The organism is Brevibacillus sp. AG162, from assembly GCF_006715575.1.
Lineage (GTDB): Bacteria > Bacillota > Bacilli > Brevibacillales > Brevibacillaceae > Brevibacillus > Brevibacillus brevis.
Map to the genome: position 1 here is coordinate 318,678 of NZ_VFNO01000003.1, position 24,317 is coordinate 342,994.

Consider the following 24,317-nt stretch of genomic DNA (forward strand, 5'->3'; position numbering starts at 1 on the left):
AGGGGGTACTAACAACGTGCAGCTCATTCAACTGAGTGACTGGTTACTGGATATCGCGTTCCTGCTCTACGTAATCTCGTCTATCGTCTTCGCTGTAGCCGTGACGGGTAAAAACTGGGCAGGGCGTGATCCCAAACAACATGAAGAGCGCTATGGACGGATTGCGTATTGGTTAGCCGTTATCGGTTTTGTGGCGCAAACAGGGTATGTGATTGCTCGCTGGATAGCCGGCGGCCATAGCCCGACGAGTAACATGTTTGAGTTTATGGCATTCTTGGATTACTGTATTATCTTGGCCTACTTAATTATTTACCGGATCTACAAGCTGACCTCGATTGGAGCGTTCGTCCTTCCGCTTGGGGTTATCATGCTCGCGTATTCGTACGTGTTCCCGAAGGAAATCACCCCATTAATTCCGTCTTTGCAGAGCTACTGGCTGCATATTCACGTGACGACTGCTGCACTGGGTGAAGGGATTTTGGCGGTTGGTTTTGCAGCGGGTCTGATGTATTTGATCCGTACCGTTCCACAGCATATTTCCACGAAAAGTACGAAATGGCTGGAGATCGTGCTGGCTGTGGTCCTGATGCTCGTTGGATTCATTTTGATGGATTCTACGTTTGCTCGTATGGATCAAAAGACGGTATTCGAGATGAAGAAAGAAGAAATGAATGCAGCAGGACAGATGGTAAAACCGAAAGTAGAGTATATCCTGCCTGCAATTGTTGCACCTGCTGATTCAACCATCATCAAGGAAGGGCCGATGTCACCACTCTTTGAGGCACCTACCTGGATGGAAGGAAAAGACGCTGCACGTAAATTGAACACGATGCTGTGGTCAGTTATTACAGGTGTGGTTATTTACGGCGGTATGCGCTTGATTTTCCGCAAACGGTTAGGGGCTGCTATCAAGCCTTCCGTCGAGAGTGTCGATCCTGATCTACTGGATGAGATTAGCTATCGAGCGATCAGTATCGGATACCCGGTGTTTACCCTTGGGGCCCTTATCTTTGCGATGATTTGGGCAGAAGAGGCATGGGGACGATTCTGGGGCTGGGACCCGAAGGAAGTATGGGCGTTAATTGTTTGGCTCTTCTACAGTGCCTACTTGCACTTGCGTCTATCCAGAGGATGGATCGGTGCAAAATCAGCATGGATGTCCGTCATCGGGTTTGTCATTATTTTGATTACACTGGTCGTGGTCAACTTGGTCATTGCTGGTTTGCACTCTTACGCTGGGGTGTAGAATTTCCTCGAAAAGCTGGTTTTACCACCAGCTTTTTGGACTATCTTCTAACGGTTTTACGATATTATGAGAGCAAGAGGTGTTCCAGATGGAAAAAATGGCACGTATTCTCGTAGTGGACGATGAAGAGCGCATTCGCAGACTTCTGAAAATGTATTTGGAAAGAGAAAACTTCCTCATTGATGAAGCAGATAATGGAGAGCAAGCAGTCGAAATGGCTGTGGGAAGTGACTATGATATCATTTTGCTCGACTTGATGCTGCCAGGAATGGACGGGATTGAGGTATGCCAGCGTGTTCGTGAATTCAAGGCAACCCCTATTATTATGCTGACCGCAAAAGGGGAAGAAACAAACCGCGTTCACGGGTTTGAGGCAGGGGTGGACGATTATGTCGTGAAACCGTTCAGCCCACGTGAGGTCATGTACCGGGTAAAAGCGATTCTTCGTCGCTCTTCCGCAACAGCTTATTTGAAGACAGAGACATTCAACAGTCATTCTGTTCTTGTTTTCCCGGAATTGACCATTGACCACGATGCACACAAAGTCATTGCAAGCGGCCAGGAAGTGAGCCTGACTCCAAAAGAGTATGAGCTGTTGCACTATCTGGCATTGTCACCGGATAAAGTGTTTACGCGTGAAGAACTGTTAAAAGATGTGTGGCACTACGAGTTCTTTGGCGATTTGCGCACGGTGGACACACATATCAAGCGTCTTCGCGAAAAATTGAACCGTGTTTCTCCGCAAGCTGCCAATATGATCGCCACGGTTTGGGGCGTCGGATACAAGCTAGAGGTGCCTAAGTAAAGTGGACGTTATTTTTCGCAGTGTAGTCGGAAAGCTATGGATGACCATTATTGCCTTATTTGCTCTCGTCTTGACGATCTTTAGTTTGTTGCTCGTTCAATCCTTTGACAGCTTTTATAGCAATCGACAGTCCAAGAATTTGCACGATCTGGCAGACGGTATCGCAATCGGTTTGGCGCAGAGTCCGGATATGACAGCAGCTATGGAGATGGCTTCCAGGTTTGGCTTGGTCCATCATACGGGTATGGTCATTCTAGATGAAAAAGGCAAGCAAGTCGGTATGAGCGAGGGGGCTGGGCTCCCTCGTATTCCAGTAGCACAATTGCTCCAAAATCCAGCATTGGGTTTGCCAGAGGCGCTGGCAGGTAAGCATCCTGCTCCCAAAACGATTTATATTGATGTGGAGAATTCCGCTGATCACACGAACAACAAGCATGAGCTGCTTGCGGTCGCCGTGCCTTTAGAAATGGCAGCAGGGAAAACGGGAGCAGTGGTCATGTATCAGGCGATTGAAGATTTTGATGATACGGTTAGTGAAGTCAGATTTTTAATCTTTGTGGTTGGTGTCATCGGATTTGTCTCTACCACTGTATTTGCCTTTTTCCTCTCATCACGTCTTACGATTCCATTACGTCAGATGAAAGAAACGGCCCATCGCATTGCGGAAGGGGACTTTCATGCTGAAATCCCGATTAAGACCCAAGACGAGACTGGTGAGCTGGCGGCTTCTTTTAACACGATGGCAAGCAAGCTCAATCAGTTAGTTGATGCACTGTCCAAAGAGAAAGAGCAGCTGGCGAGCGTTCTTAGAAGCATGGTAGATGGTGTTGTGATGATAGATGCGAACGGCAAGCTGGCCGTAACGAATCCGCCAGCAGAACGATTTTTGCGAGATTGGAATTTCGAGCATTTGGATGAGCCTGTGCCGCTGTTCTCGTTCTATCAGCAGGTTTTGCAAACCGGACAGGAAGTGACAGAGGATATCCCTGTTCAAGGACGGATATGGTCCGTTGTCATGGTACCTTTGAATGATCGGGATCAAATCCGTGGAGCTGTCGCAGTTCTTCGGGACATCACGCAGGAGCGCAAACTGGATAAGATGCGTAATGATTTCGTAGCTAACGTATCCCATGAGCTGCGAACACCTTTATCCATGTTGCAAGGGTACAGTGAAGCGATTGTGGACGATATCGTAGCTACACCGGAAGAGCATAAAGAATTGGCACAGATCATCTATGACGAGTCAGCGCGTATGACCAAGCTGGTGAATGAATTACTCAGCTTGGCACGGATGGAAGCGGGGCATGTTGAATTGTTCCAGGAGACGATGGAACTGCGTCCGTATTTGGAGCGCATTCAGCGTAAATTCACGAATTTGGCGAGAGAACGCGAAATCCATCTCTTCCTCGAAATATCCACGACGCACACGCATGTGCTCATTGATCCTGATCGGATGGAGCAAGTACTAACGAACTTGATCGATAATGCGCTGCGACATACGCCAAGTGGGGGAAGCGTCACCATTCGGGCTCGCGGGGATAAAACGTTGCTGGTTGAGATAAGCGATACAGGAAGTGGCATTCCGCAAGAAGATTTGCCGTTTGTTTTTGAACGATTCTATAAAGCTGACAAGGCTCGTACACGTGGACGACTAGGTGGAACTGGTCTTGGACTAGCCATCGCGAAAAACCTTGTCGAGGCACACGGGGGCACCATCAGTGTGCAAAGTAAACTGGGTGAGGGAACGACTTTTACAATCGCCTTGATGCTACATAAAAACAAATAGGAGTGTAGAGAGAAATGATCAAAACGATCTTATTTGATGTTGACGGGGTTATGTTGAGTGAAGAGCGTTACTTTGATGCTTCTGCATTGACAGTGTGGGAATTTTTGTACAGCCCGCAGTATGTGGGCCTTGCAGGCGAGGAATTCACACCTGCTCCAGAAGAAGCGCAAATCAGACGAGTGCGCGAGCAAGTTTTCGCTCGTGATGAAGTGCTGAACTTCATCAAGTCACGTGGAATCAACTCCAACTGGGACATGGTTTTCCTCGCGTTTTCCTATCAGTTGATTCGGTTGATTGAAGCGGTTAAAACGCAAGTTCCAGAAGCAACTAGCCTTCTTGTCGAACAAATTGATCGACCGCAACTGGCAAAAGTGAAAGAGTGGGCTGCCACTTATGCTCCTGATTTCCAAGTAGACTACGCAGCGTTCACCGCTGATTTTGCCAAAGGTTCCGCACAAAAAGCAGAAATGCTGCTCTACTTGAATCAAATTGCAAAAGAGCGTTGCGGTATTTCAACAGAAATGTTTTCACGCAATAGTGATCTATGGCAATTGATTCAAAAGACGTTTCAAGAATGGTATCTCGGTGATGAGCGCGTGGCGGCATCGATTGGCCGTGAAACCATGCAGCCAGGCAAGAAGGGCTTCTTGACTGACGAGATTCCGATTGTACCACCAGCAGAAATGGTCGAGTTGTTCCGTACGTTAAAAGAAAAAGGATACACATTGGGGATTGGAACAGGACGCCCTACCATCGAGACGCATGTTCCACTCAGTGAGATGAACATACTGGAATGGTTCGACCCAAACCGTGTCGTAACTGCCTCTCACGTACTCGATGCGGAAGAAGCATTTCCTAGCTTTGCGCCGATGTCCAAGCCACACCCTTATTCCTATGTAAAAGGGTTGCTCGGACTCGATGCACCGATAAGCGATGCTGTCCATTTTTCGTTGCCAATCGAAAATGGAGAAGAAGTGCTGATTGTCGGCGATTCACTCGCAGACTTTCTAGCGGCTCGCTCGATCGGTTGCAAGTTTGCAGCGACATTGACTGGTCTGTCTGGTCAAGACGCGCGCAGCAAGTTTGAAGAGGAAAAAGCAGATTTTATTCTCGATGATGTTCGCGATATCCTTTCCATTCTGTAAACAAAGAAACTCCGCCGTATGTAGAAACGGCGGAGTTTTTTTATTCCCAACAAATCGATTTCAAGCATTTGAAGCGAAAGGCATGAATCAAAAAGGATTCAATCATGTTAGCCCTAACGATAACTTCGAAAGAACCATCCTCTCGTGAAAAAAACAGGACATCCGTGTAGTCTTTGTTCCCCTCAAAATAACGCCGTACTTCTTTGACACGTGCTCGCATGGACTCAGATTTAACGACAATGTGGTAGGTAGCATCTTGCTGCGAAATTTGTTCCTTGATCTCGATTTCCTCTTCATTAAAGGTGTAATGGAACAATAGGGATTCCTCCTCACCAAATAAAATAGCGCAGGTAAACGTAGACATGAGCAATCAAGATAGACATGATCATTAGCGGGAAGGCGACCTTCATAAAGCTGAAAAAGCCGATATGATGTCCTTCTTTTGCAGCCAAGCCAGCAACAATCACGTTGGCACTAGCCCCAATCAAGGTACCGTTCCCTCCTAAACACGCTCCAAGTGCAAGGCTCCACCAAAGAGGCTCCAGGTTGGTAATCCCGAGGGCTCCCATTTCCTTGATCATCGGAATCATGGTAGCAACAAACGGGATGTTGTCAACAAAGGCAGAGGCGATCGCACTCAACCAGAGGATCAACAGGGAGGTCTTCAGTGAATCTCCACCCGTTAGTTTCATCGCTTCATCGGCGAGTTTTGCGATCACACCTGTCTCAACTAAACCGGAGACGAGGACAAACAGACCGATGAAGAAAAAGATCGTATTCCATTCCACTTTGCTGATTGCATCTTCCAGATAGTGCTCTCCTGTGAGCAGAAGTAACAGAAATGCACCTGTCAGAGCGATCGTGGCTGATTCTAAATGAAGGGCTCCATGCAGCATGAAGCCGAGAATCGTCAGCGCCATGACGGTTAAGGATTTTTTCAGTAAACGGGTGTCAGTAATTTCATCGCGTTCATTTAACTGCATGATTTTTGCACTCAACTCAGGCGAAGTAACTAGCTGCTTCCGATAGATCAGGACCAAGCAAACAACGGTTACAGCCATAATCACGATGATAACGGGGCTCAAATTCACGAGAAACTTCATAAAGTCGAGCTCGGGAACAGAGCTGCCGATCATGATATTCGGCGGGTCACCGATCAACGTAGCGGTCCCGCCGGTGTTCGAGGCGATGATCTCACTAATCAAAAACGGTATCGGATTAAGCTCAAGCTGGCGTGCAATGCTAAACGTCACGGGAACGATGAGAAGAACGGTGGTGACGTTGTCCAGAAAAGCGGAAGCAACGGCCGTGATCAAGCTCAGGTAGACGAGAATGCGGATCGGTTTTCCTTTTGCCAGTTTTGCTGCGCGGATGGCCATATACTTGAATACGCCGGTCTGTGCTGTAATGGCAACCAAAATCATCATCCCGATGAGTAGGCCGAGCGTGTTAAAGTCGATATGGTGAATCGCTTGTTCCTGTGTAACGATCCCGAACAAGACCATGAGAATTCCGCCAGACATGGCGACGATGGTTCGATGTAACTTTTCGCTAATAATAAATGCATAGGTAACTAAAAAGATACCAATAGCGAATAATGCCTGGTTCGTCATAAGAAGCTCCTTCCTTGGTGTGTAGAATTATCTTGTCCCATTATAGCTCTAACCAAAATAAGGGTAAAGAAAAAGACCCGGCATTTAGCCAGGTCTGTTTTCTCGATTTGGATAGAGGCCTACAGCTCGATTTGTGTAACGCTTTTTACTTCCGCCAGTTCACCCATCGTGTCGAGAAGCTCTGGCGTCAATGGTTTGTCAACAGACAGCATCATGATCGCGTCTCCACCAATATCACGGCGTCCTACCTGCATCGTTGCGATGTTCACGCTGTTTTCACCCAAGATTGAGCCGACACGACCAATCACACCTGGACGGTCATTATGGTGGATGTAGAGGAGGTAGCCCTCAGGCGCTACGTCAATCGCAAAGTCGTCAATTTTTACAATACGCGCACCGTAACCATTGAGTCGCGTTCCAGCCACTGTGCGTGTCTCTTGCGTCGTTTTTAAGCTAACGGTCAGTAAGTTCGTAAAGCCTTTGTTTTGGGCTGCCTTTTGCTCCGTTACGGTGATGTCACGCACTTTTGCAAGAATCGGGGCGTTCACATAGTTGACTTCCTCGCCCAGGCGGAAGGACAGTACACCTTTGAGGACTGTGCGAGTCAGCGGGGACGTGTCTACATCCGTCAACTCACCGCTATATTTGATCGAAATCTCCGAAATAGAACCTACTGTCACTTGGGCAAGGAAATGGCCCAGCTTTTCACCCAACGTAAAGTACGGTTGGACTTTTTCCATAACGTGCGCAGGGATCGAAGGCAAATTCACGGCGTTTTTAAATGGCTGGTCACGAAGAACCTTCAGGATTTCTTCCGATACGTCTACGGCCACGTTTTCTTGTGCTTCAATCGTCGAAGCTCCTAGATGTGGAGTCGTTACCACTTGTGGCAGACCGACGAGAGGGTTGTCTACAGGTGGTTCTTCTTCGTAAACGTCCAGAGCTGCCCCCGCGACTTTTCCTGTGGTAATCGCTTCGTAGAGAGCCTTCTCGTCAATAATTCCCCCGCGAGCGCAGTTGATCAAGCGAACGCCATCTTTCATTTTCGCGAATTCACGCGTGCTGATGATATGGCGGGTTTCTTTTGTCAGCGGAGTATGGACGGTAATGAAATCTGCTTTGCGGCAAATTTCATCCACAGTTGCGTTGGTTACACCCATCTTTTGTGCACGTTCCTCGGTCATGAAAGGATCAAAGCCCATGACGGTCATGCCAAATGCTTTCGCACGCTTCGCAACCTCTGAACCGATACGGCCCATACCGATGACTCCCAGTACTTTGTTGTTCAACTCAACCCCTTGGAAGCTTTTGCGATCCCACGTACCGTCTACCAGCTTCTTGTGAGCTTGAGGGATGTTGCGAGCGACAGCCATCAGCATGGCAAACGAATGCTCTGCAGTAGAGATGGTGTTGCCGTCTGGAGCGTTGATGACTGGAATACCTGCTTGGGTGGCAGCGTTGATATCAATGTTATCGACCCCAACACCGGCACGACCGACTGCCTTCAGCTTTTTGCCAGCAGCGAGTACTTCAGCTGTTACTTGAGTTTGGCTGCGTACGAGGAGTGCATCGTAGTCGCCAATCACATCGATCAGTTCGGCAGGAGAGAGGTTTGTTTGACGAACAACTTCTACATCAGAAGCGTCCAAGAGCTGTTGAATTCCAAATTCGCTAAGTGGGTCTGTAATGAGTACTTTATACATGTGCAATGAGCACCTCCTGAGCAGCTTTTACACCAGCACCCAGCTCAACTGGGGCACCGATTTGGTGAAGCGACAATTCGATGGCAGAAATGACTTGCAGGACATCCAATGGCTCGCAATAACCCATGTGCCCGATGCGGAAGATCTTTCCTTTCAGGTGCTGCTGGCCGCCAGCAATCGTGATGTTGAATTGCTGAGTCAACATTTTGCGGAGAGCTTCTGCATGAAAGACACCCTCAGGATCGCAAGAAGTAACGGTCGTCGATGCGTACTGATCTTCCGCCATCAGTTTGATGTTTAATGCTTTCATCGCTGCGCGAGTCATATCTCTCATCAGTTCATGGCGCTTTACGATAGCTGGCAAGCCTTCTTCCTCCATCATATCCAATACCTCGGCGAGACCGAAAATGAGAGATACAGCAGGCGTATACGGTGTTGTTTGCTCTGCCAAGCTCTTGCGGTATGCTTTCAGGTCCAGATAGAAGGCGAGCGATTTGTTTTGCTCAATTACTTGCCATGCGCGTTCACTCGCAGCGAGGAAGGCAAGACCTGTTGGCAGCATGAAAGCTTTTTGCGAGCCAGTTACCACAATATCGACACCCCAAGCGTCCATCTCGCATGGAACCGCACCGAGGTTGCTTACCGCATCCACAATGAAGAGGGCGTCCGAATGAGTGCGGATTGCCTTCGCCAAGTCAGCAATCGGATTTTCTACGCCAGTGGATGTTTCACAGTAGGTAGCGAATACGGCTTTTACTTGCGGCTTTTTTTGCAGGAATGTTTCAACCAATTCAGGTGTTACTGCTTTTCCCCAAGGTACTTCCAACCGATGGGCGATTACACCGTAACGCTCGCAAATTTTTGCAAAGCGCTCACCAAATGCACCGCTGACGAGGATGGCAGCTTCATCGCCTGGTTGGAGCGTGTTTACGACGCCCATCTCCAGAGCACTCGTTCCGCTACCGGCCAAGATGTATACGTCCTGCTTGGTGCCAAAGTAAGGCTTCAGTCTTTCAGCAGTACGAGCGAAAAGAGCGGAAAATTTACCGCTGCGGTGTCCAATCATCGGTTGGCTCATCGCCGTTTGGACACGTGGTGGAATGGGGGTAGGGCCAGGGATTCTCAAAATCATTTTGTCTGCAAACATGGTTCTCTCCTCCTAAATATGTGCATATCAAAAAAACCTCCCGTTCTCACACTGCTCCTATTACAGAACAGTGAGGGACGAGAGGCTTTGCTTCGCGGTGCCACCCTCATTCGCTCCTTTTTTCTCAAAAAAGAGCCTTGGTAGGTACATGACCTAAAAGAGATAACGGATCTACCGTTTGCGTCTACTGGGATGGTGAGTCCATTTTCAACGCAGCAGCTCAGAAGTGCTTAACCGTGGGAGAAACCGCCGATTCGCAGCAACCATCGGCTCTCTGGGGATTTCTCAATCACAGCGTTTCTTCGTCATCGCTGTTGTTTTATAAGGTGTTTCGTAAGATTTGTACTTACGATATCACGTCAAAATAACACCGTCAAGAAGAAAAACGAGAAAAAATGAACATTAATTATTTTATATCGGTTATCGTTCGTGAATAATACTCAATTTGTTGCTTGAAGCAACATGAAAATGACCAAAACACGAACATTGAGATATTGACATCACAAAAAATGGAAAAAACGCATTTTAATGTTCGGTTTTTGCTGTTGCTTTTATCTTACCGAAAAAACACAAAAGAAGGAACGGGAAGTTGTCGATCATTCGTTCAGTGGAGGAGAGGAGGGAAAAATGAAAAACCTCTTACATACCGAAGTACGTAAGAGGTCTCTTCCATTAGTAGATGGAATACTATTCCACTTTAATAGAGTCGGTCGGGCATCCTTCAGCAGCATCACGAACATCGTCATGCAGGATATCCGGGATTTCAACACTGTTAGAGTTGTCATCCAACTTGTTGAACGCAAGGCCCTCATCGTCGTAATCAAAGACGTCAGGAGCCGTGGCGCCACAAGCACCGCAAGCAATACAAGTATCTTTATCTACCCATGTAGTCATCGTGGTTTCACCTCCCATACCGAAGTGGTACGTCCACTATCATAGATCATTGTATGCTCTTGGTGACAAGATTTCAAGATTGAATCAGTCTAAAAATGTACGACTACTTATAAAGAGGGATTTCAGGCGCCTTCAGCACAGAGTAGAGCTGAGTATTCAAACGTTTAAAATCTCCCGCAGATACTGCATCCGTCGCGTTCAAAATCTTTACGGCAGCGGCTAAATCCTTGATTCCTAGCGCTTGAACTTCATTAGAAGCGATGAGCAGATCAAGTCTTGCAGTCAGGTCCTCAGGATTATAGCTGCTCCATTGATTGCTTGCTGACATGGCGACAGCTGCGAGATAGGTGCGGTAATGGAACGGATACTGCTTCCACTGCGCGGTGTTAACGGCTTCAGGTACTTGCTTCGGCATGGCTTGTTTCACCACATAAGCCGATTCCCAAGATGCGATGGAGTGATACACCATTTCCTGTGCGGTTAGCCAATTATTTTGGAAAAGCGTCAGGCTAGCTCCAATGGAAGCAGGCGTAGCATTATTTTGATCGGAACGAATCTGCTCCATACTATCCAAATACGCCCGTACACTGTTCGTAAAAGTGGTGTGAGCTTGTCTCAGCATGGGGGATGTCGGCAAGGGAACGTTCTTCTCCAGCTCTTTCCTTGTCTGGTCAGCTAATTTGCTGAGCTGTTTCAAGCCATCCGTCCGTTCAGTTTCGTTCATTTGATTCCATTTATCCATCGTATCAAAATGTGCTTGCTTCAGATCAAGCATCGGTGCATAAACGGCATAGTAAAATCGGATAAAGTCCTGTTCGTTGTAAAGCTTTTGCTCACGCAGCAGTTTTTCTTTTTCGGCTTCCTTTTTCTCAGCTTCGAGTACGGCGGCTTGTTCCGATTCCAATTGTGTCTTCATATAATGGGCCCCGAAAAAAAATCCACCAACTGTGCATGCAAGTGTTATGATGATCATGTACGCCATCATAAATTCAGTTCTTTTCAATCGTTTTGTCATACTATCCTCCAAATCCATGATGCAGTTTACTTCGCTTACCTTCGCTTTGAAAAATATAGAATGATGTAAGGAGTACCAATGAACAGTCGGAACAGTGCGGCAGAGGAGCAGGACCTTTTATGTGCGGTCGCCTTGAATGCCATGTTACCTCTGGCCAATGAACGAACGCTGCAATCAGCCTACTACATACTGCGTGGCAGAAAAGCCAATCAGACACTGCAAGATGTGCATTTGTATACCCTTTATCCGTATTATCGGATGTTTTCTCGTTTTCCAAGAGAGGATTGGGAGAAAATAGTTTCAACTTTATTTCAGTCGGGCTGGATTTTACCTGTTGATGCAATTGGAACGAACTCGAAGCCGACATTTACCTTTTCTGATACAGGATTGCAGCATGCCAAACATACGTACCAAAAATATCGGTTTGATGTATGGTTCGCACCTTTTACACAGTCCGATTTGGCGGAGCGAATCGAGCCATTTTGGAGCAGGCTTCATCTTATGGTGCAGACGATCTCACAAATGCATCATGGTGATCTGGGCTTTATTCCGGTCGTTACGGACAAGACGACACAGCGCTGGGTTAAAAACCAATTGGCTGATGGGGCAATGCGAAATGCTTGGAAACAGAAACTGTCTGACGAGCTCTATCGACTGTGGGAGCCCTTGGATGAGGGTGTGCAGGAGCTTTTGTTTTGTCAACTGTCAGGAGCAGGACAAGTGGGCAAGACCATGGGGCAAGTAGCAGATATTCGCCAAACGAGTCGTAGCTATCTCATGCTGCAATTTCGTTACGGACTTGCCGCGTCGATTCAGACGCTGCTTGCAGAGAGCAATCATTTTCCTCTTTTATCAAAACTTGTCACAGAATCGCACAAGCTTGATCCACGTTTGACTGAAAGTGCTGCTCGAACGTACGCACTGCTTCAGACTGGCTGTGACAAAAAAGACATAGCGAAGAAACGACAAATGAAAGAGAGTACAATAGAAGATCATTTGGTAGAGATTGCCCTGCGCTGTCCGGAATGGGATATGACAACGTATTTGCCAAAGGAGCTGGCAAAAGAGATCGTGGAGACGAGTAAGCGCCTCGATACAAGCAGACTCCGGCTCATCAAGGATCAATTGGAAGCGACAGTAACGTATTTGCAAATCCGATTGGCACTGGCACGAGCGACAAGGGGGGCAAAATGAATAAACAGCTCATGTACGACAGATTAAAGCTGCATTTTGGATACGACTCGTTCCGCCCCGGTCAGGAGTCCATTATTGAGCGTCTGCTGCATGGAAGAAGCGTTCTCGGGTTATTAGCAACAGGTGGCGGGAAATCAGTGACGTATCAGCTGCCAGCAATGCTTTTGCCGGGTCTGACCGTCGTGGTTTCCCCGTTGATCTCCTTGATGGTCGATCAAGTGCAGCAGCTTCGCGCGCGAAAAAAAATTCCGGCTACCTATTTGAACAGCATGCAGGATCCGACAGAGTCCCGCGAAGTCTTAAAAGGGCTCTCAGAAGGCGCGTACAAGTTGTTGTATATTTCTCCAGAAAAACTTCAACAGTCCTATGTCCAACAAGTGTTAAAGCGGGCGAGGGTGTCTCTGATGGCCATTGATGAAGCGCATTGCATCTCGCAATGGGGGCATGACTTTCGTACAGATTACTTGCGATTGCCGGAAGTCGTGAAACAATTGGGAGCACCTCCTGTTCTGGCTGTAACGGCAACTGCGACAGCGACTGTTCGTGAGGAAATTTGCAGCTTGTTTTCCATTGAAAAGGAAGACGTCGTGTTGCAGTCCCTTAATCGGGCGAATATCGCCTATGATCTGGTTGAAGTTTCAGAGGAAAGAGACAGGCGTTCGTATGTATTTGATCAGATAGATCGATTGCAAGGCCCTGGGATCGTTTACTGCAGCACGCGACAAGCGGTAGATGTGTTGGCAGCCTCTTATCAACTCGATGGGAAAAAACGCGTTCACGGTTACCACGGGGGCATGAACAGCATGGAACGAATGCTGATCCAGTCCCAATTTCTCGCGGGAGAGCTGGATGTTATTATTGCAACCAATGCATTTGGTATGGGAATCGACAAGCCAGATATTCGCTACGTCATCCATTATCAAATGCCAGCCAGTTTGGAGGCATACGCACAAGAAATCGGGCGGATCGGCCGAGACGGCAAGCCAGGGTATGCGCTGCTTTTATTTTCGTGGGACGATTTGCAGATTCATCAGCACATGCTGGAGAAGGAGTACCCGACACAAGCGCAAGTTCAAAAATACGAGCAGTTATGCAACGCCGGAGTACCCTTGACGAATGAGGCCTTGGCGATGATGGATATATCCGAAGAAATGGGGGCGCTTCTTGCCTTTTATAAGGAAAGAGTACTGGCATCATACGAAGCCGCTGCTGCGGGAGAGTCGTATCCGAAGGCTCAAATCATTTGGCAGGAAACGGAAAAAAGAAAAGGCTTTAAGCAAAAAAAGCTGGCAGAAATGGTGTCTTACGTACGAGGAGAAAACTGTTTGCGCTCGAGCATCAATACGTATTTTAAAGAAAATGATCATCAATTTGATCTGTACTGCTGTAAGAAATGCGGTCTAACGAAGGATGCGTATTTCCAAACGAATGACAATGCAAGCGTAAAGAATGAACAAATCAAATGGAATTTGCGGCAGGCGTTAGACACTCTTTTGCCGAACAAATAAAGGAGAGAAACATCGAGTGAGGGAAGATCGGCTAGAGGTGGATGAAGCCACTCTTCGGCTGAATCTATGGTTGACACAAGGAATCGTGATGGGAGTGGCTGCTGCCGGTAGCTTATTGGTGCTGGGCTGGGATGCTACTCTGACCTTGTTTACTTTGCCAGGCTGGAATGCCGTGCTGTGGGCCGTGTTTGTAGCCGTAGGTATTATCATTGCGAGTATTTTCATGGATCGTTACTTGCCTAAGCGATGGCAAGATGATGGCAGTATCAATGAAAAAGTTTTTGGCGCCATGTTACCATCTACCACGATTCTCGTCTGTATGGTAGTAGGAGTGGGAGAGGAATGGCTATTCCGTGGGGTCATTCAATCGCTTACCGGGAATTTTTGGAGCAGTCTTATTTTTACACTGATCCACGTACGTTATTTGAAAAAACCGCTCATGATCATAAGTGTATTTGGTACAAGCTGGATTTTGGGACTCTTGTTTTCCCACTATCAGTCCCTTTGGCCCTCGATTGTGGCTCATATCCTTATTGACGTCTTGTTAGCTTTTTATTTACAAAAAACGATCAAGAAAAAGGGGGAGGAAGAGTGAATCTCGAGCATAATCCATTACCACCCCGACGCTCCCGTCATACTCGCCCAAAAGCGTCGTTCTCGTTTAAAAAGTGGATTCAACCGGGATTGTACTTGTTTGGATTCGTCTTTTTCGGGTTGATTGGTCTCGAGTTGTACAGGGCCAATGTCCCACATGAGTCCGCGGCTTCTGGTAGTGTTGAAGTGAAAGATGTAAGCAAAGCGAGTGCCACTTCGCAAGGAAGCAAGGCAGGTGAAAAGGAGCCTGTATCCGTCATTCTTCCTGATACGGCTGATCCCAATGCAAGCGTGACCAATTCACCTGCCAAGGCGAAAACGCCCGAATCAAAACCTGTTGAGGCTGCAGTGAAGACGACCTCAAGCGTACAGACACCTGCTGCAAGCCCAGTCCCAGCCCAAACTTCGACTGGTACACCTGTAAACAAGGCAAATCAGATCGCGAGTACTTCTACTAGCAAAGTAGCTACACCGGGAAAAAAAGCTTCAACACCGTCTACAACAAAGTCGAAGGTCGTCAAGCATGTGGTGAAGAAGGGTGAAACGTTGTTTATGCTGTCACGAAAGTACTATGGAAATAATTCGAATGTAGGACGAATCGCAAAATACAACGGGCTTCAATCAGAAGCAGGGCTCGTCGAAGGAAAAATTGTTTTGGTTCCCCTCGTTCAGTAATGAGATTGTGCTCCACTGGCAATGCTATCGGGAAAAGGATAAGCAGGTGGATGCAAGTGGAGTATGATACGGTCATTGTCGGCGGCGGGATTGCAGGGCTTCAAACCGCAATTCAACTTGCAAGATGCCTTCGACGCGTTGCAGTCATTGACATGCCGGGTGGTCGATCAACAATCGCCAAAGCCTACCGAAACATTCTCGGATTTTCGGAGGGGGTTAGTGGCGATTTTTTGCGTCAAGTGGGGAGGGAGCAAGCACAAAAATACGGTGCAATCTTTATTACAGATGAGGTAACAAAGCTTGCTACTGACGCAAGCGGCTTATTTTCGATAGATACGAAAAATGGCATACATACGCTTACTTCGCGAACGTTGGTTTTGGCAACTGGCATTCGTGATCCGTTTCCAACGATCCCCGGCTTCTCTGATTGTATAGGGATATCGATTTTCTTGTGTCCCGACTGTGACGGCTATGAAACAGTTGAGAAAGACACGGCCATCATAGGAGCAGGCCTACACGCTGTTTCGATGGCAGAGGAACTTATTTATTATACAAACAGGTTAACAGTCATTAACCATGCAAAAGTGCAGGTGGATACGCAGGCTCTCTTTGGACTGAGCCATCGAGGGATTATGTATCGAGAGGAAAAAGTATGTGCTCTTCATCATACGGCGGGGCAATTGCAAGAAATCGTACTCACTTCAGGTGAACGCTTGTCTGTAGAGAGAGCATTTCTTGCCTTTCCTGGTGCTCATGCTTTGACAGAGCTTTTACGTGGTTTTTCCGTGCAAATTCATGAAAAGGGCCACATCCATACGAATCCACGAACCAAAGAAACCGATCATCCCAACATATGGGCTGTTGGAGATATCAATGAGCATTCTCAACAAGTATCGATTGCCATGGGCGATGGAACACAGGCGGCCATTTGGATTCAAAAACGGCTGCGTGAATATGAGACGTAGAAAAACGCCGATTCTGGGCGTTTTTTCATGTACAAACCTTTATGAATGAGAAGGAACCCGAACTAGCAGAGCCAAATATAAATACATAAGAAGAACATGAAGGGGAACTTTTCCTGGGAAAGCGCAGGAAATGACAGGTAACAACAAAGTTTCTTTTTCTGTGAGTAGATTCGACATCGATAGGCGAATGCAGTGTAGGTGTCATGGTAGCTTTGTTCCAGTAACTAAATGTGATATGATAGGACTACCCCGTATTTTCCAGTCCATCAAAAAATGGATGAATGCCAACAGGTATTCGCCGGAGAATGTGGAGAACTCTTACAGGCTTACCATCATATTTTGTAGTACGACTGGATGGCGAGGAGGGACAGTCATGCGTGTTGAACGCCTTGGTCAAGATAAAATACGAATCTTTTTAACTTTTGACGACCTCTCAGAGCGCGGGATAGAAAAAGAAGACATGTGGCGTGACATTCCTAAAGTTCATGAACTGTTCAACGACATGATGGAACAGGCTTATCACGAATTAGGGTTTGAGGTATCAGGGCCTGTTGCAGTTGAAGTGTTCGCCTTGCCAGCTCAGGGAATGGTCGTAATCGTAACGCGAGGCAAGACGGGCTCAAAGGACGGAAAAGAAGAAGAATTCGAAGACGAGGATGTATACGAGCTAGAGGTCACATTGGAAGAAAGCGATTTGATCATGTATGCCTTCCGGGACTTTGAGCATATGGTCGAAGCCGCCCATCGCATTAACGCCCTTTTGACCAATGGCGGAGCTGCCTACTTCTACCAGGGGAAATATCATCTGGTACTGGAGGAAGTCGATTTGGATCAGGAGCGTTATCACAAGCTAATTGCGATCCTCTCTGAGTACGGAGAAGCGACGCCGATAACGATTTATGTGTTGGAAGAATACGGGAAAGTGATCGTTGCCGACGATGCTGTAAAAGAAATATGCAGGCATTTCACGTAATCAAAAAAGAAATGTCTGGGAATATAAAACAGCACCTAGTCAACCAACTAGGTGCTGTTGCTGTCTGTACAGATTATGCTAGGCCGTCAAAAAAATCAGCCTCTTTACCTTGAATGGTATAGTTCGGAAGACTGTGCCAAGCCAAGATGTAATGATTGTTTGGCGGAACAGAATGGTGCTCGCCTTTTGTTACACCTGGGAAAACGCGTTCTACCGATAGGTGCTGTGTTCTGTGCGCTCGCAAGGCATCTGCTACTTTTGGCATATATTCAGGGGCGTAAATGATCGTCGTAATGCTCTCGATTGGATCCGTGAAGGGAGGCTTTATCGTACCAAATCCTTCCTCGGATGAGCGAGTCGCATAATAAAGCTTTCGCACACTCGTATCTGGGCCTAAAGAAATGACAGCCTGGGTAGTAGCATGACTAATCGCCAAATGGTCAGGATGTCCGGAGATGCCATGTGGTGCAAACGTGACGACGATTTCCGGTTGGATCTGGTGAATAGCCTGGTGGATACGAGTAACGAGCTCATCTACGGGCACTGTGTTTAGGAACTTATCCTGATATTCCCAGACGTCTACCTGATCGAACCCGAGTGTGGCACAAGCGTCGCGAAGCTCTTGCTCACGAAAGCGGGGGAGTTCTTCCGGTGTGCATAACGGTGGTTCACCAGCTTTCCCTGCTTGCCCTTTTGTTGCACACAATAGATGAGTGCTGGCCATTTTGGTTTCACTATATTTGGAAATGGAAATCCCACAAGCAAACGTTTCGTCATCGGGATGGGCAAAAACAAACAAAATAGACTTTTTTTTCATAAAAACACCTCCGTGAATAAACTTCCACTATTACTTTTTCCATTATGGCATAAATCCACTAATCCTGTAATGAAAGAAACAAGTTTGGGGACAATACAAGCATGACTGACATGAGTTTGAAGCTGTTTGTACAAAATGCAGTCTGTAAAAGCGATTTCAAAATGTATGGGAAATAATTGAATGATTATGCAAAACAAGGCACGAAAACGTTTTCGAAATGGAAAAAAAACATTTTTAAGCTTCTCATAAATGATACAAGCGTGTATACTAAAGGCGGCATTGACCGAAAACATTTTTGAGGTGGTAAGTAATGGGTAATCAAGACGTGGTAACCGAAAGCACCGAAGGGAAAGAAAAGCAAGAATCATTGAACTTGCTCCATTCAACTCAAACGGTGATCAAGGAAGCACTGGAGAAACTAGGTTACCAAGAATCGATGTTTGAACTCTTGAAGGAACCGCTACGCGTTTTGACTGTACGTATTCCGGTTCGCATGGATAATGGCGAAGTAAAGGTGTTTACGGGCTATCGTGCACAGCACAACGATGCAGTAGGTCCGACCAAGGGGGGCATTCGTTTCCACCCGGAAGTTACTGAGGATGAAGTTAAAGCACTTTCTATCTGGATGAGCCTCAAAGCAGGTATCGTCGATCTGCCATATGGCGGTGGTAAAGGCGGTATCATTTGCGACCCGCGTGAAATGTCCTTCCGCGAACTGGAAAGACTGAGCCGCGGTTACGTTCGCGCAATCAGCCAGCTTGTGGGCCCTACTAAAGACATTCCAGCACCGGACGTCTTTACGAACTCACAGATCATGGCGTGGATGATGGACGAATATAGCCGTATCCGTGAATTTGACTCCCCTGGTTTCATTACGGGTAAACCAATTGCGCTGGGTGGTTCCCATGGCCGCGAAACAGCTACTGCGAAAGGTGTAACGATTTGTATCCGTGAAGCAGCGAAACGTCGCAACATTGACGTAAAAGGTGCTCGCGTAGTAGTACAAGGCTTTGGTAACGCTGGTAGCTACTTGGCTAAATTCATGCATGATGCAGGCGCTAAAGTCGTAGGTATCTCTGATGCATACGGTGCGCTGCATGATCCGAACGGTTTGGATATCGACTACTTGCTGGATCGTCGTGATTCCTTTGGTACAGTTACTAAACTGTTCAACAACACGATTACCAACAAAGAGCTTCTTGAACTGGAATGCGACATTTTGGTTCCGGCAGCGATCGAAAACCAAATCACAGCTGCAAACGCTCACAACATCAAGGCACAAATCGTAGTAGAAGCGGCAAACGGCCCAACTACACTGGAAGCGACCAAGATTTTGACTGAGCGTGGAATTCTTCTGGTTCCAGACGTACTGGCAAGTGCCGGTGGTGTGACTGTTTCCTACTTCGAGTGGGTACAAAACAACCAAGGCTACTACTGGTCTGAGGAAGAAGTAGAAGAGAAGTTGGAAAAAGTAATGGTTCGTTCGTTTGAAAGTGTATACAACATGTCTCAAACACGTCGCGTTGATATGCGTCTGTCTGCTTACATGGTTGGTGCCCGCAAGATGGCTGAGGCGTCTCGCTTCCGCGGTTGGGTATAATTTTTCAAACAACCCTCCATATATTGAGAAAACATGGCTTCGCCGTTATGGCGGGGCCTTTTTTATTGAGGGCGTGTGATGTGGCTGTAGTGGAGAGAAGAATATTTCCAGTCTAGGCTCCAGGCTCCGTCCTGCTGGGGGCTGAGACTGTCCGCTCCGAAGGCATTCGCGGGGAAACGCAAAAGTGGTAGCTGCTTCGTAGCGCGGGCACGTTGCGTTTCTTTTGCCCGCGAATCCCTTCTCCGCTTGGTAGGACTCCACAAGTCGCTACGCCTGGAAATATTCTTCTCTGGCGTAACTGATCACATTCTTCAATCTTTTTAAGGCAACTAAAAACCAGTGGAAAGCTCGTAGAGGAAACAGGAGAAAAAAGCGAAGATCTTAGGGACACCGACCGAGACGGAATGCAAAAAGCGAAACACGCTCTTAAGCGGCCACCTCTGAAACACATCCTGAGAGGGCCACTTTGGCCGCGGTTTCGCTTTTTGCATGGGGGCGGGCAGTCTAACCCACAGGGGGTGACCCAAGAAGCTGAGCGTTTTCTCCTGTTTCCTCCACGCCACAACAGCACCGTTCAAGTTATGTGTTAAAGGACAAAAAACCTCCTGAAGAGCCAGGAGGTCACTGTCATATACTTTACTGGTCGAACAACAGCTGCAGTTCTTTGAAAGTCCGTGTTTTTTGCAGCGTTACAATTAACTTGAGACGTGCCTTTTGCCCATTCAAACCATTGGAGAAGATGATCCCCATCTCTTTGAGTTTGCGGCCTCCGCCTTCATAGTCATAGATGTCCTGCACCTGGCCATTATAGCAACGCGAGACGAGCACAATTGGCACGCCTTTGTCCAGTAATTGCTGGAGGGTAGGAATGATGGCGGGAGGGAGATTCCCTAATCCGAACGCCTCTACAACAAGTCCGTCAATGGATTGCTCCAACAAAAATTGAAGCCAGGAAGGCTCCATGCCAGCAACTGCTTTGATCAGCGGCACATTCGCATCTGCATGGGTAATGGCATAATGCTCTCGATCCAGTGGAGCATGGTGGTATTGTACGCTTTTTTTCGCAATGGTTCCAATCGGTCCGTATTGTGGCGACTGAAAGGTAGCGACATTGCTCGTGTGTGTTTTGGTTACGTGACGTGCTGCGTGAATTTCGTCATTAAAAACAACGATTACGCCTTTGTTCAAACTGTCAGAGTCTGCGGCTGCGCGAACGGAAGAAATGAGATTAACGGGACCGTCAGCACCGAGCTCATTACTGCTGCGCATGGCTCCAGTCACGACAATCGGGACGTTAACCGATAATGTCAGATCCAGGAAGTATGCGGTCTCTTCCAACGTATCAGTCCCATGGGTAATGACAATGCCATCATAGTGATCATGTTGAAAGGCTTCCTCAATATCGAGCCGCAGCTGATTCATGATGGCAGGAGTCATATGAGGGCTAGGAAGGTTGAGTACATTTTTCATGGTGACATCCGCATGTTTTTCTAAAAAAGGAAGGATTTTGTTGACTGCTTGATCATCCAATGGCTTTACGCCTTCTGAGTCATCGACAGACATGGCAATCGTACCGCCTGTGTTCACTACCAAAATTTTTTTTGACATGATCTCTCTCCTGTAGCGGGTTTTCATCAACCAGTATTCATGGTACGATGAACAATAGTCTTGTGTAAAGGAGTAATAAAAGATGATTGCTTTGATCGGCGCGGCAGTTGCCCCCGGTATCGCCATCTTAAGTTACTTTTACCTGCGTGACAGTCTCGAACCGGAGCCGATTTCAATGGTGATCCGGTCGTTTATCTTTGGTATGCTGCTGGTTGTACCAATTATGGTGCTCCAGTACATCATGCAGAATGAATGGAACTGGCGGGATGGCATAGTCGCGGAAATTTTCCAATCCGCAGTCGTGGAAGAATTTTTTAAATGGATGGTCATCTATTTTACGGTTTATAAACATTTGGAATTTGATGAGCCATACGATGGAATTGTTTATGCGGTTGCGGTGTCACTTGGTTTTGCTACGTTGGAGAATTTGTTCTACCTCGTTATCAATGGAACGAACATCGCCATCTGGCGTGCCTTTCTGCCGGTATCCAGCCATGCGTTGTTTGCGGTGTGGATGGGCTATTATCTCGGACGGGCCAAGTTTTCCAAGGACGCCAAACATGAGCGGCTTTTTTTATGGATGTCGATTACCTTGCCGATCTGCTTGCATGCCCTGTACAACGTGATCTTTTTGGCAGTGCAAAATTGGTTGGTAGTGATTGTCCCATTCATGCTCGTTTTATGGTGGCAGGGCTTAAAAAAGGTACAAAGAGCACACGATTTCGGTTCTAAAAATCTCTCTTCACGTCCACAATAGACGGTAAGGAGGAGACGTGCGTGCTAAAAACCGAACGAGCAAAAGTGACAATTCAATGCAATGTATGTGGAGAAAAGTTTACACTGCGTGGTCATCGAGAACCTGGAGGGCAAATAGAAACAGGGTTCAAACAGTGCCTATGTGACAACGACAAGCATTTTCGGATTGACGAGTCCTGATCTTTTCCATTCCCAATTGAAAAAAGCGCGACAAAACTATGTGGGCCGATGCAAATAGCATCGGTCTTTTTCTATATCCAGATTTGCATGCATAATCCAATCTTCCTCCACCAACACTATGCAAAGATTTCAATACATGCCAAGGAGGATTCAGCCGTGCGTACAATCTGGATCGCAGGTGTGTTGGTGATGTTGGTAGCAGCGGGCTTGAGTGGATACAAGGTTGTCTGGAAGGAAAAGAATGTAGCTGCCGTACAAAAAGAGCAGATGGCTGCACCTGCTGCAAAGAAACAAACGGCCAAAACCAAAGCCAGCTTTCATCCTTCTCGGGTCTCTGACAATGATTTGAAAATCATGGCGAATGCTGTTTACGGGGAGTCAAGAGGAGAGCCGTTTGAAGGGCAAGTAGCTGTCGCAGCCGTTATTTTGAACCGCGTCAAGAGCCCTTCGTTTCCTGATACGCCCTCGGCTGTGATATTCGAACCCCGCGCTTTTACAGCAGTTGCTGATGGTCAAATATGGCTTACACCGAATGAAAGTGCGACGAAAGCAGTGAAGAATGCACTAAACGGCTGGGACCCGACGGGAGGCTGCACGTACTATTTTAACCCGGATACAGCAACATCCGGTTGGATATGGACCAGGCCGCAAGTCAAAAAGATCGGGAAACACATCTTCTGCAGATGATGGATGCGTAATCAAAGGAGGAGTGGCAAGGGATGGTATATGGAGCAACAGCACGCGTGTTATTTCCCGTTGCCCTGGTTGCCTTAATAGGCGCTGGTGTGTGGGGATATCAGGAGCACAATGAGAAGAACTCGGTCCTGATCAAAGCGGAGAACTCATACCAACGAGCTTTTCACGATCTCACTTATCATGTGGACAAGCTGCACGATGAGCTTGGCAAATCACTGGTGGTCAACTCTCGCAAACAAATGACTCCAATCTTGACGAATGTTTGGCGGCTTGCCTATGCAGCACAAGCGGATGTCGGACAACTCCCATTGACATTGATGGCGTTTAGTAAAACCGAAGAAATGCTGTCAAGAGTCGCAGATTTTTCCTATCGTGTCGCTGTTCGTGATCTGGACAAGCAGCCATTGAGTCAAAGTGAATACAAGACATTGAAGAGCCTGCATACCCAAGCAAAGGATATCCAGGATGAGCTGCGCAAGGTGCAAACCCTCGCGATGGACAAACAATTGAGGTGGATGGATGTCGAGACGGCATTAGCGAATAATGATAACCATGAGGACAATACCATCATCGACGGATTCCAAACCATTGAGAAAAAAGTGCAGGAATATCCTGATTTAGACTGGGGCGTCGGGATACAGAGTCTCGATAAGAAAAAGCAGCAGCGAATCAAAGGGATCGATGGCAAGCCCGCCACCAAAGAGGAAGCAGAGAAGAACGCACTGGCGTTTCTCGGGTTGAAGCCAGGAGATGCGAAAGTAGAAGTAAACGAGAACGGCAAGGGCCAGGAATACTCGGCGTATAGCGTACGTGTCACGCCAAACGGGCACAAGACATCCATTAACCTCGATGTCACCAAACGCGGTGGAAAAGTTGTGTGGATGATGAACGAGCGTGACGTTGGCGAGGAAAAGCTGGACATGAAGCAGGCGGAAGAAAAAGGTCGCGTGTTCTTGCACAACCATGGATTTGACAATATGCAGGTTTCTGAGATTGACAGCTACGATCGCAACGCACTCTTTACGTTTGTTCCTGTTCAGGATGGCGTCAGAATTTATCCGGACGGGGTGGTCGTCGAGATTGCGCTGGACAATGGAGAGGTTACTGCCTATAACTCGACGGAGTATCTGTTTAATCACAAAAAAAGAATGCTCTCACAGCCCCGTCTCTCCAAAGAAGAAGCAAGGAAAAAAGTCAATCCGAGCGTAAAAGTAACCGATCAGCGACTTGCCCTTATCGAAGGGAAAAACGATGGGAAAGAAGTATTGACGTGGGAGATGACAGGCAGCTTTGAAGGAAATTCGTACATGGTCTATATCAACGCAATGAATGGAGAAGAAGAAGAAGTTGTGAAAATGGAAACGGGATCAGGACAGAACGAAGGACAATAGTGTTTA

Annotated in this window: 23 protein-coding genes and 1 other annotated feature; of the genes, 15 read left to right on the forward strand and 8 right to left on the reverse strand. The window is 47.3% G+C overall.

Features of this window, described 5'->3' with window-relative positions; translation table 11 throughout:
• Nucleotides 1-16 precede the first annotated feature (16 nt).
• The 4 genes from ccsB (at nt 17) to FB479_RS11470 (ending at nt 4,982) form a co-directional block, all read left to right on the forward strand.
• Entirely contained in the window at nt 17-1,246 is a 1,230-nt protein-coding gene (gene ccsB, locus FB479_RS11455; RefSeq protein ID WP_142065154.1) for a c-type cytochrome biogenesis protein CcsB, read from the forward strand.
• A gap of 88 nt (nt 1,247-1,334) precedes the next feature.
• The gene (locus tag FB479_RS11460) at nt 1,335-2,051 is read left to right on the forward strand and encodes a response regulator transcription factor (protein ID WP_012686105.1); all 717 of its coding nucleotides are present in this window, start codon (nt 1,335-1,337) and stop codon (nt 2,049-2,051) included.
• Nucleotide 2,052: 1 nt separating this feature from the next.
• Complete coding sequence (locus FB479_RS11465; RefSeq protein WP_142065156.1) at nt 2,053-3,837, forward strand: ATP-binding protein; 1,785 nt, start codon at nt 2,053-2,055, stop codon at nt 3,835-3,837.
• A gap of 14 nt (nt 3,838-3,851) precedes the next feature.
• Nucleotides 3,852-4,982, forward strand: a complete 1,131-nt coding sequence (locus FB479_RS11470; RefSeq protein WP_106652991.1) for an HAD family hydrolase — start codon at nt 3,852-3,854, stop codon at nt 4,980-4,982.
• 40 nt (nt 4,983-5,022) lie between these two features.
• Here FB479_RS11470 and FB479_RS11475 read toward each other — a convergent pair whose 3' ends face one another.
• From FB479_RS11475 to FB479_RS11500, 6 genes are all read right to left on the reverse strand, one after another.
• On the reverse strand, nt 5,023-5,298 hold the full coding sequence (locus FB479_RS11475; protein ID WP_232029926.1) for a hypothetical protein: 276 nt from the start codon (nt 5,296-5,298) through the stop codon (nt 5,023-5,025).
• Between the two features lie 13 nt (nt 5,299-5,311).
• Nucleotides 5,312-6,595: an ArsB/NhaD family transporter gene (locus FB479_RS11480; protein WP_106652992.1), complete on the reverse strand. Its 1,284-nt coding sequence runs from the start codon at nt 6,593-6,595 to the stop codon at nt 5,312-5,314.
• Nucleotides 6,596-6,714: 119 nt separating this feature from the next.
• On the reverse strand, nt 6,715-8,298 hold the full coding sequence (gene serA, locus FB479_RS11485; RefSeq protein ID WP_106652993.1) for a phosphoglycerate dehydrogenase: 1,584 nt from the start codon (nt 8,296-8,298) through the stop codon (nt 6,715-6,717).
• Nucleotides 8,291-9,445 (reverse strand): pyridoxal-phosphate-dependent aminotransferase family protein, encoded by a 1,155-nt coding sequence (locus FB479_RS11490; RefSeq protein WP_106652994.1) that lies wholly within the window; start codon nt 9,443-9,445, stop codon nt 8,291-8,293. The genes serA and FB479_RS11490 overlap by 8 nt, the downstream gene beginning before the upstream one ends.
• A gap of 70 nt (nt 9,446-9,515) precedes the next feature.
• Nucleotides 9,516-9,763: a binding site (T-box leader), on the reverse strand.
• Between the two features lie 369 nt (nt 9,764-10,132).
• Entirely contained in the window at nt 10,133-10,339 is a 207-nt protein-coding gene (locus FB479_RS11495) for a ferredoxin (protein WP_047068940.1), read from the reverse strand.
• A gap of 103 nt (nt 10,340-10,442) precedes the next feature.
• Nucleotides 10,443-11,354 carry a hypothetical protein gene (locus FB479_RS11500; protein ID WP_106652995.1) on the reverse strand — a complete coding sequence of 304 codons (912 nt, stop codon included), beginning with the start codon at nt 11,352-11,354 and terminating at the stop codon, nt 10,443-10,445.
• A 78-nt stretch (nt 11,355-11,432) separates the two neighbouring features.
• Between FB479_RS11500 and FB479_RS11505 the strand changes: the two genes are divergently transcribed.
• The 6 genes from FB479_RS11505 to FB479_RS11530 all read left to right on the forward strand — a co-directional run bounded on the left by FB479_RS11505 (nt 11,433) and on the right by FB479_RS11530 (nt 17,263).
• Entirely contained in the window at nt 11,433-12,548 is a 1,116-nt protein-coding gene (locus FB479_RS11505; protein ID WP_142065158.1) for a YpbB family protein, read from the forward strand.
• Nucleotides 12,545-14,056 carry a RecQ family ATP-dependent DNA helicase gene (locus FB479_RS11510; protein ID WP_142065159.1) on the forward strand — a complete coding sequence of 504 codons (1,512 nt, stop codon included), beginning with the start codon at nt 12,545-12,547 and terminating at the stop codon, nt 14,054-14,056. The genes FB479_RS11505 and FB479_RS11510 overlap by 4 nt, the downstream gene beginning before the upstream one ends.
• 16 nt (nt 14,057-14,072) lie before the next feature.
• Entirely contained in the window at nt 14,073-14,651 is a 579-nt protein-coding gene (locus tag FB479_RS11515; RefSeq protein WP_142065161.1) for a CPBP family intramembrane glutamic endopeptidase, read from the forward strand.
• The gene (locus FB479_RS11520; protein WP_142065163.1) at nt 14,648-15,325 is read left to right on the forward strand and encodes a LysM peptidoglycan-binding domain-containing protein; all 678 of its coding nucleotides are present in this window, start codon (nt 14,648-14,650) and stop codon (nt 15,323-15,325) included. The genes FB479_RS11515 and FB479_RS11520 overlap by 4 nt, the downstream gene beginning before the upstream one ends.
• 50 nt (nt 15,326-15,375) lie before the next feature.
• Entirely contained in the window at nt 15,376-16,290 is a 915-nt protein-coding gene (locus FB479_RS11525) for an NAD(P)/FAD-dependent oxidoreductase (RefSeq protein ID WP_142065166.1), read from the forward strand.
• A 373-nt stretch (nt 16,291-16,663) separates the two neighbouring features.
• Entirely contained in the window at nt 16,664-17,263 is a 600-nt protein-coding gene (locus tag FB479_RS11530) for a genetic competence negative regulator (RefSeq protein ID WP_007723994.1), read from the forward strand.
• A gap of 73 nt (nt 17,264-17,336) precedes the next feature.
• Here the strand turns inward: FB479_RS11530 and FB479_RS11535 are convergent, their stop codons facing one another.
• On the reverse strand, nt 17,337-18,080 hold the full coding sequence (locus tag FB479_RS11535) for a PIG-L deacetylase family protein (protein WP_142065169.1): 744 nt from the start codon (nt 18,078-18,080) through the stop codon (nt 17,337-17,339).
• 310 nt (nt 18,081-18,390) lie between these two features.
• On the opposite strand from FB479_RS11535, the gene FB479_RS11540 reads away from it, so the two are divergent.
• Nucleotides 18,391-19,680 (forward strand): Glu/Leu/Phe/Val family dehydrogenase, encoded by a 1,290-nt coding sequence (locus FB479_RS11540; protein WP_142065172.1) that lies wholly within the window; start codon nt 18,391-18,393, stop codon nt 19,678-19,680.
• Nucleotides 19,681-20,316: 636 nt separating this feature from the next.
• Here FB479_RS11540 and FB479_RS11550 read toward each other — a convergent pair.
• The gene (locus tag FB479_RS11550) at nt 20,317-21,288 is read right to left on the reverse strand and encodes an asparaginase (RefSeq protein WP_106653003.1); all 972 of its coding nucleotides are present in this window, start codon (nt 21,286-21,288) and stop codon (nt 20,317-20,319) included.
• Between the two features lie 82 nt (nt 21,289-21,370).
• Between FB479_RS11550 and prsW the strand changes: the two genes are divergently transcribed.
• Genes prsW through ypeB form a run of 4 tightly spaced genes read left to right on the forward strand, consistent with a single transcriptional unit; the run spans nt 21,371 to nt 24,311 of the window.
• Nucleotides 21,371-22,045 carry a glutamic-type intramembrane protease PrsW gene (gene prsW, locus FB479_RS11555; protein WP_106653004.1) on the forward strand — a complete coding sequence of 225 codons (675 nt, stop codon included), beginning with the start codon at nt 21,371-21,373 and terminating at the stop codon, nt 22,043-22,045.
• A 20-nt stretch (nt 22,046-22,065) separates the two neighbouring features.
• Entirely contained in the window at nt 22,066-22,224 is a 159-nt protein-coding gene (locus tag FB479_RS30475; RefSeq protein WP_007716480.1) for a hypothetical protein, read from the forward strand.
• 48 nt (nt 22,225-22,272) lie between these two features.
• Entirely contained in the window at nt 22,273-22,911 is a 639-nt protein-coding gene (locus tag FB479_RS11560; RefSeq protein WP_106653005.1) for a cell wall hydrolase, read from the forward strand.
• A 32-nt stretch (nt 22,912-22,943) separates the two neighbouring features.
• Nucleotides 22,944-24,311 carry a germination protein YpeB gene (gene ypeB / locus FB479_RS11565; protein WP_142065178.1) on the forward strand — a complete coding sequence of 456 codons (1,368 nt, stop codon included), beginning with the start codon at nt 22,944-22,946 and terminating at the stop codon, nt 24,309-24,311.
• The last annotated feature ends 6 nt before the right edge of the window (nt 24,312-24,317 follow it).

Bases quoted from the DNA above. Each gene is read 5' to 3' on its own strand.
- FB479_RS11460 (WP_012686105.1), top strand. From the start codon at position 1,335: ATGGAAAAAATGGCACGTATTCTCGTAGTGGACGATGAAGAGCGCATT.
- FB479_RS11470 (WP_106652991.1), top strand. From the start codon at position 3,852: ATGATCAAAACGATCTTATTTGATGTTGACGGGGTTATGTTGAGTGAA.
- FB479_RS11480 (WP_106652992.1), bottom strand. From the start codon at position 6,595: ATGACGAACCAGGCATTATTCGCTATTGGTATCTTTTTAGTTACCTAT.
- serA (WP_106652993.1), bottom strand. From the start codon at position 8,298: ATGTATAAAGTACTCATTACAGACCCACTTAGCGAATTTGGAATTCAA.
- FB479_RS11490 (WP_106652994.1), bottom strand. From the start codon at position 9,445: ATGTTTGCAGACAAAATGATTTTGAGAATCCCTGGCCCTACCCCCATT.
- FB479_RS11495 (WP_047068940.1), bottom strand. From the start codon at position 10,339: ATGACTACATGGGTAGATAAAGATACTTGTATTGCTTGCGGTGCTTGT.
- FB479_RS11500 (WP_106652995.1), bottom strand. From the start codon at position 11,354: ATGACAAAACGATTGAAAAGAACTGAATTTATGATGGCGTACATGATC.
- FB479_RS11505 (WP_142065158.1), top strand. From the start codon at position 11,433: ATGAACAGTCGGAACAGTGCGGCAGAGGAGCAGGACCTTTTATGTGCG.
- FB479_RS11510 (WP_142065159.1), top strand. From the start codon at position 12,545: ATGAATAAACAGCTCATGTACGACAGATTAAAGCTGCATTTTGGATAC.
- FB479_RS11525 (WP_142065166.1), top strand. From the start codon at position 15,376: ATGCAAGTGGAGTATGATACGGTCATTGTCGGCGGCGGGATTGCAGGG.
- FB479_RS11530 (WP_007723994.1), top strand. From the start codon at position 16,664: ATGCGTGTTGAACGCCTTGGTCAAGATAAAATACGAATCTTTTTAACT.
- FB479_RS11535 (WP_142065169.1), bottom strand. From the start codon at position 18,080: ATGAAAAAAAAGTCTATTTTGTTTGTTTTTGCCCATCCCGATGACGAA.
- FB479_RS11540 (WP_142065172.1), top strand. From the start codon at position 18,391: ATGGGTAATCAAGACGTGGTAACCGAAAGCACCGAAGGGAAAGAAAAG.
- FB479_RS11550 (WP_106653003.1), bottom strand. From the start codon at position 21,288: ATGTCAAAAAAAATTTTGGTAGTGAACACAGGCGGTACGATTGCCATG.
- prsW (WP_106653004.1), top strand. From the start codon at position 21,371: ATGATTGCTTTGATCGGCGCGGCAGTTGCCCCCGGTATCGCCATCTTA.
- FB479_RS11560 (WP_106653005.1), top strand. From the start codon at position 22,273: ATGCAAATAGCATCGGTCTTTTTCTATATCCAGATTTGCATGCATAAT.
- ypeB (WP_142065178.1), top strand. From the start codon at position 22,944: ATGGTATATGGAGCAACAGCACGCGTGTTATTTCCCGTTGCCCTGGTT.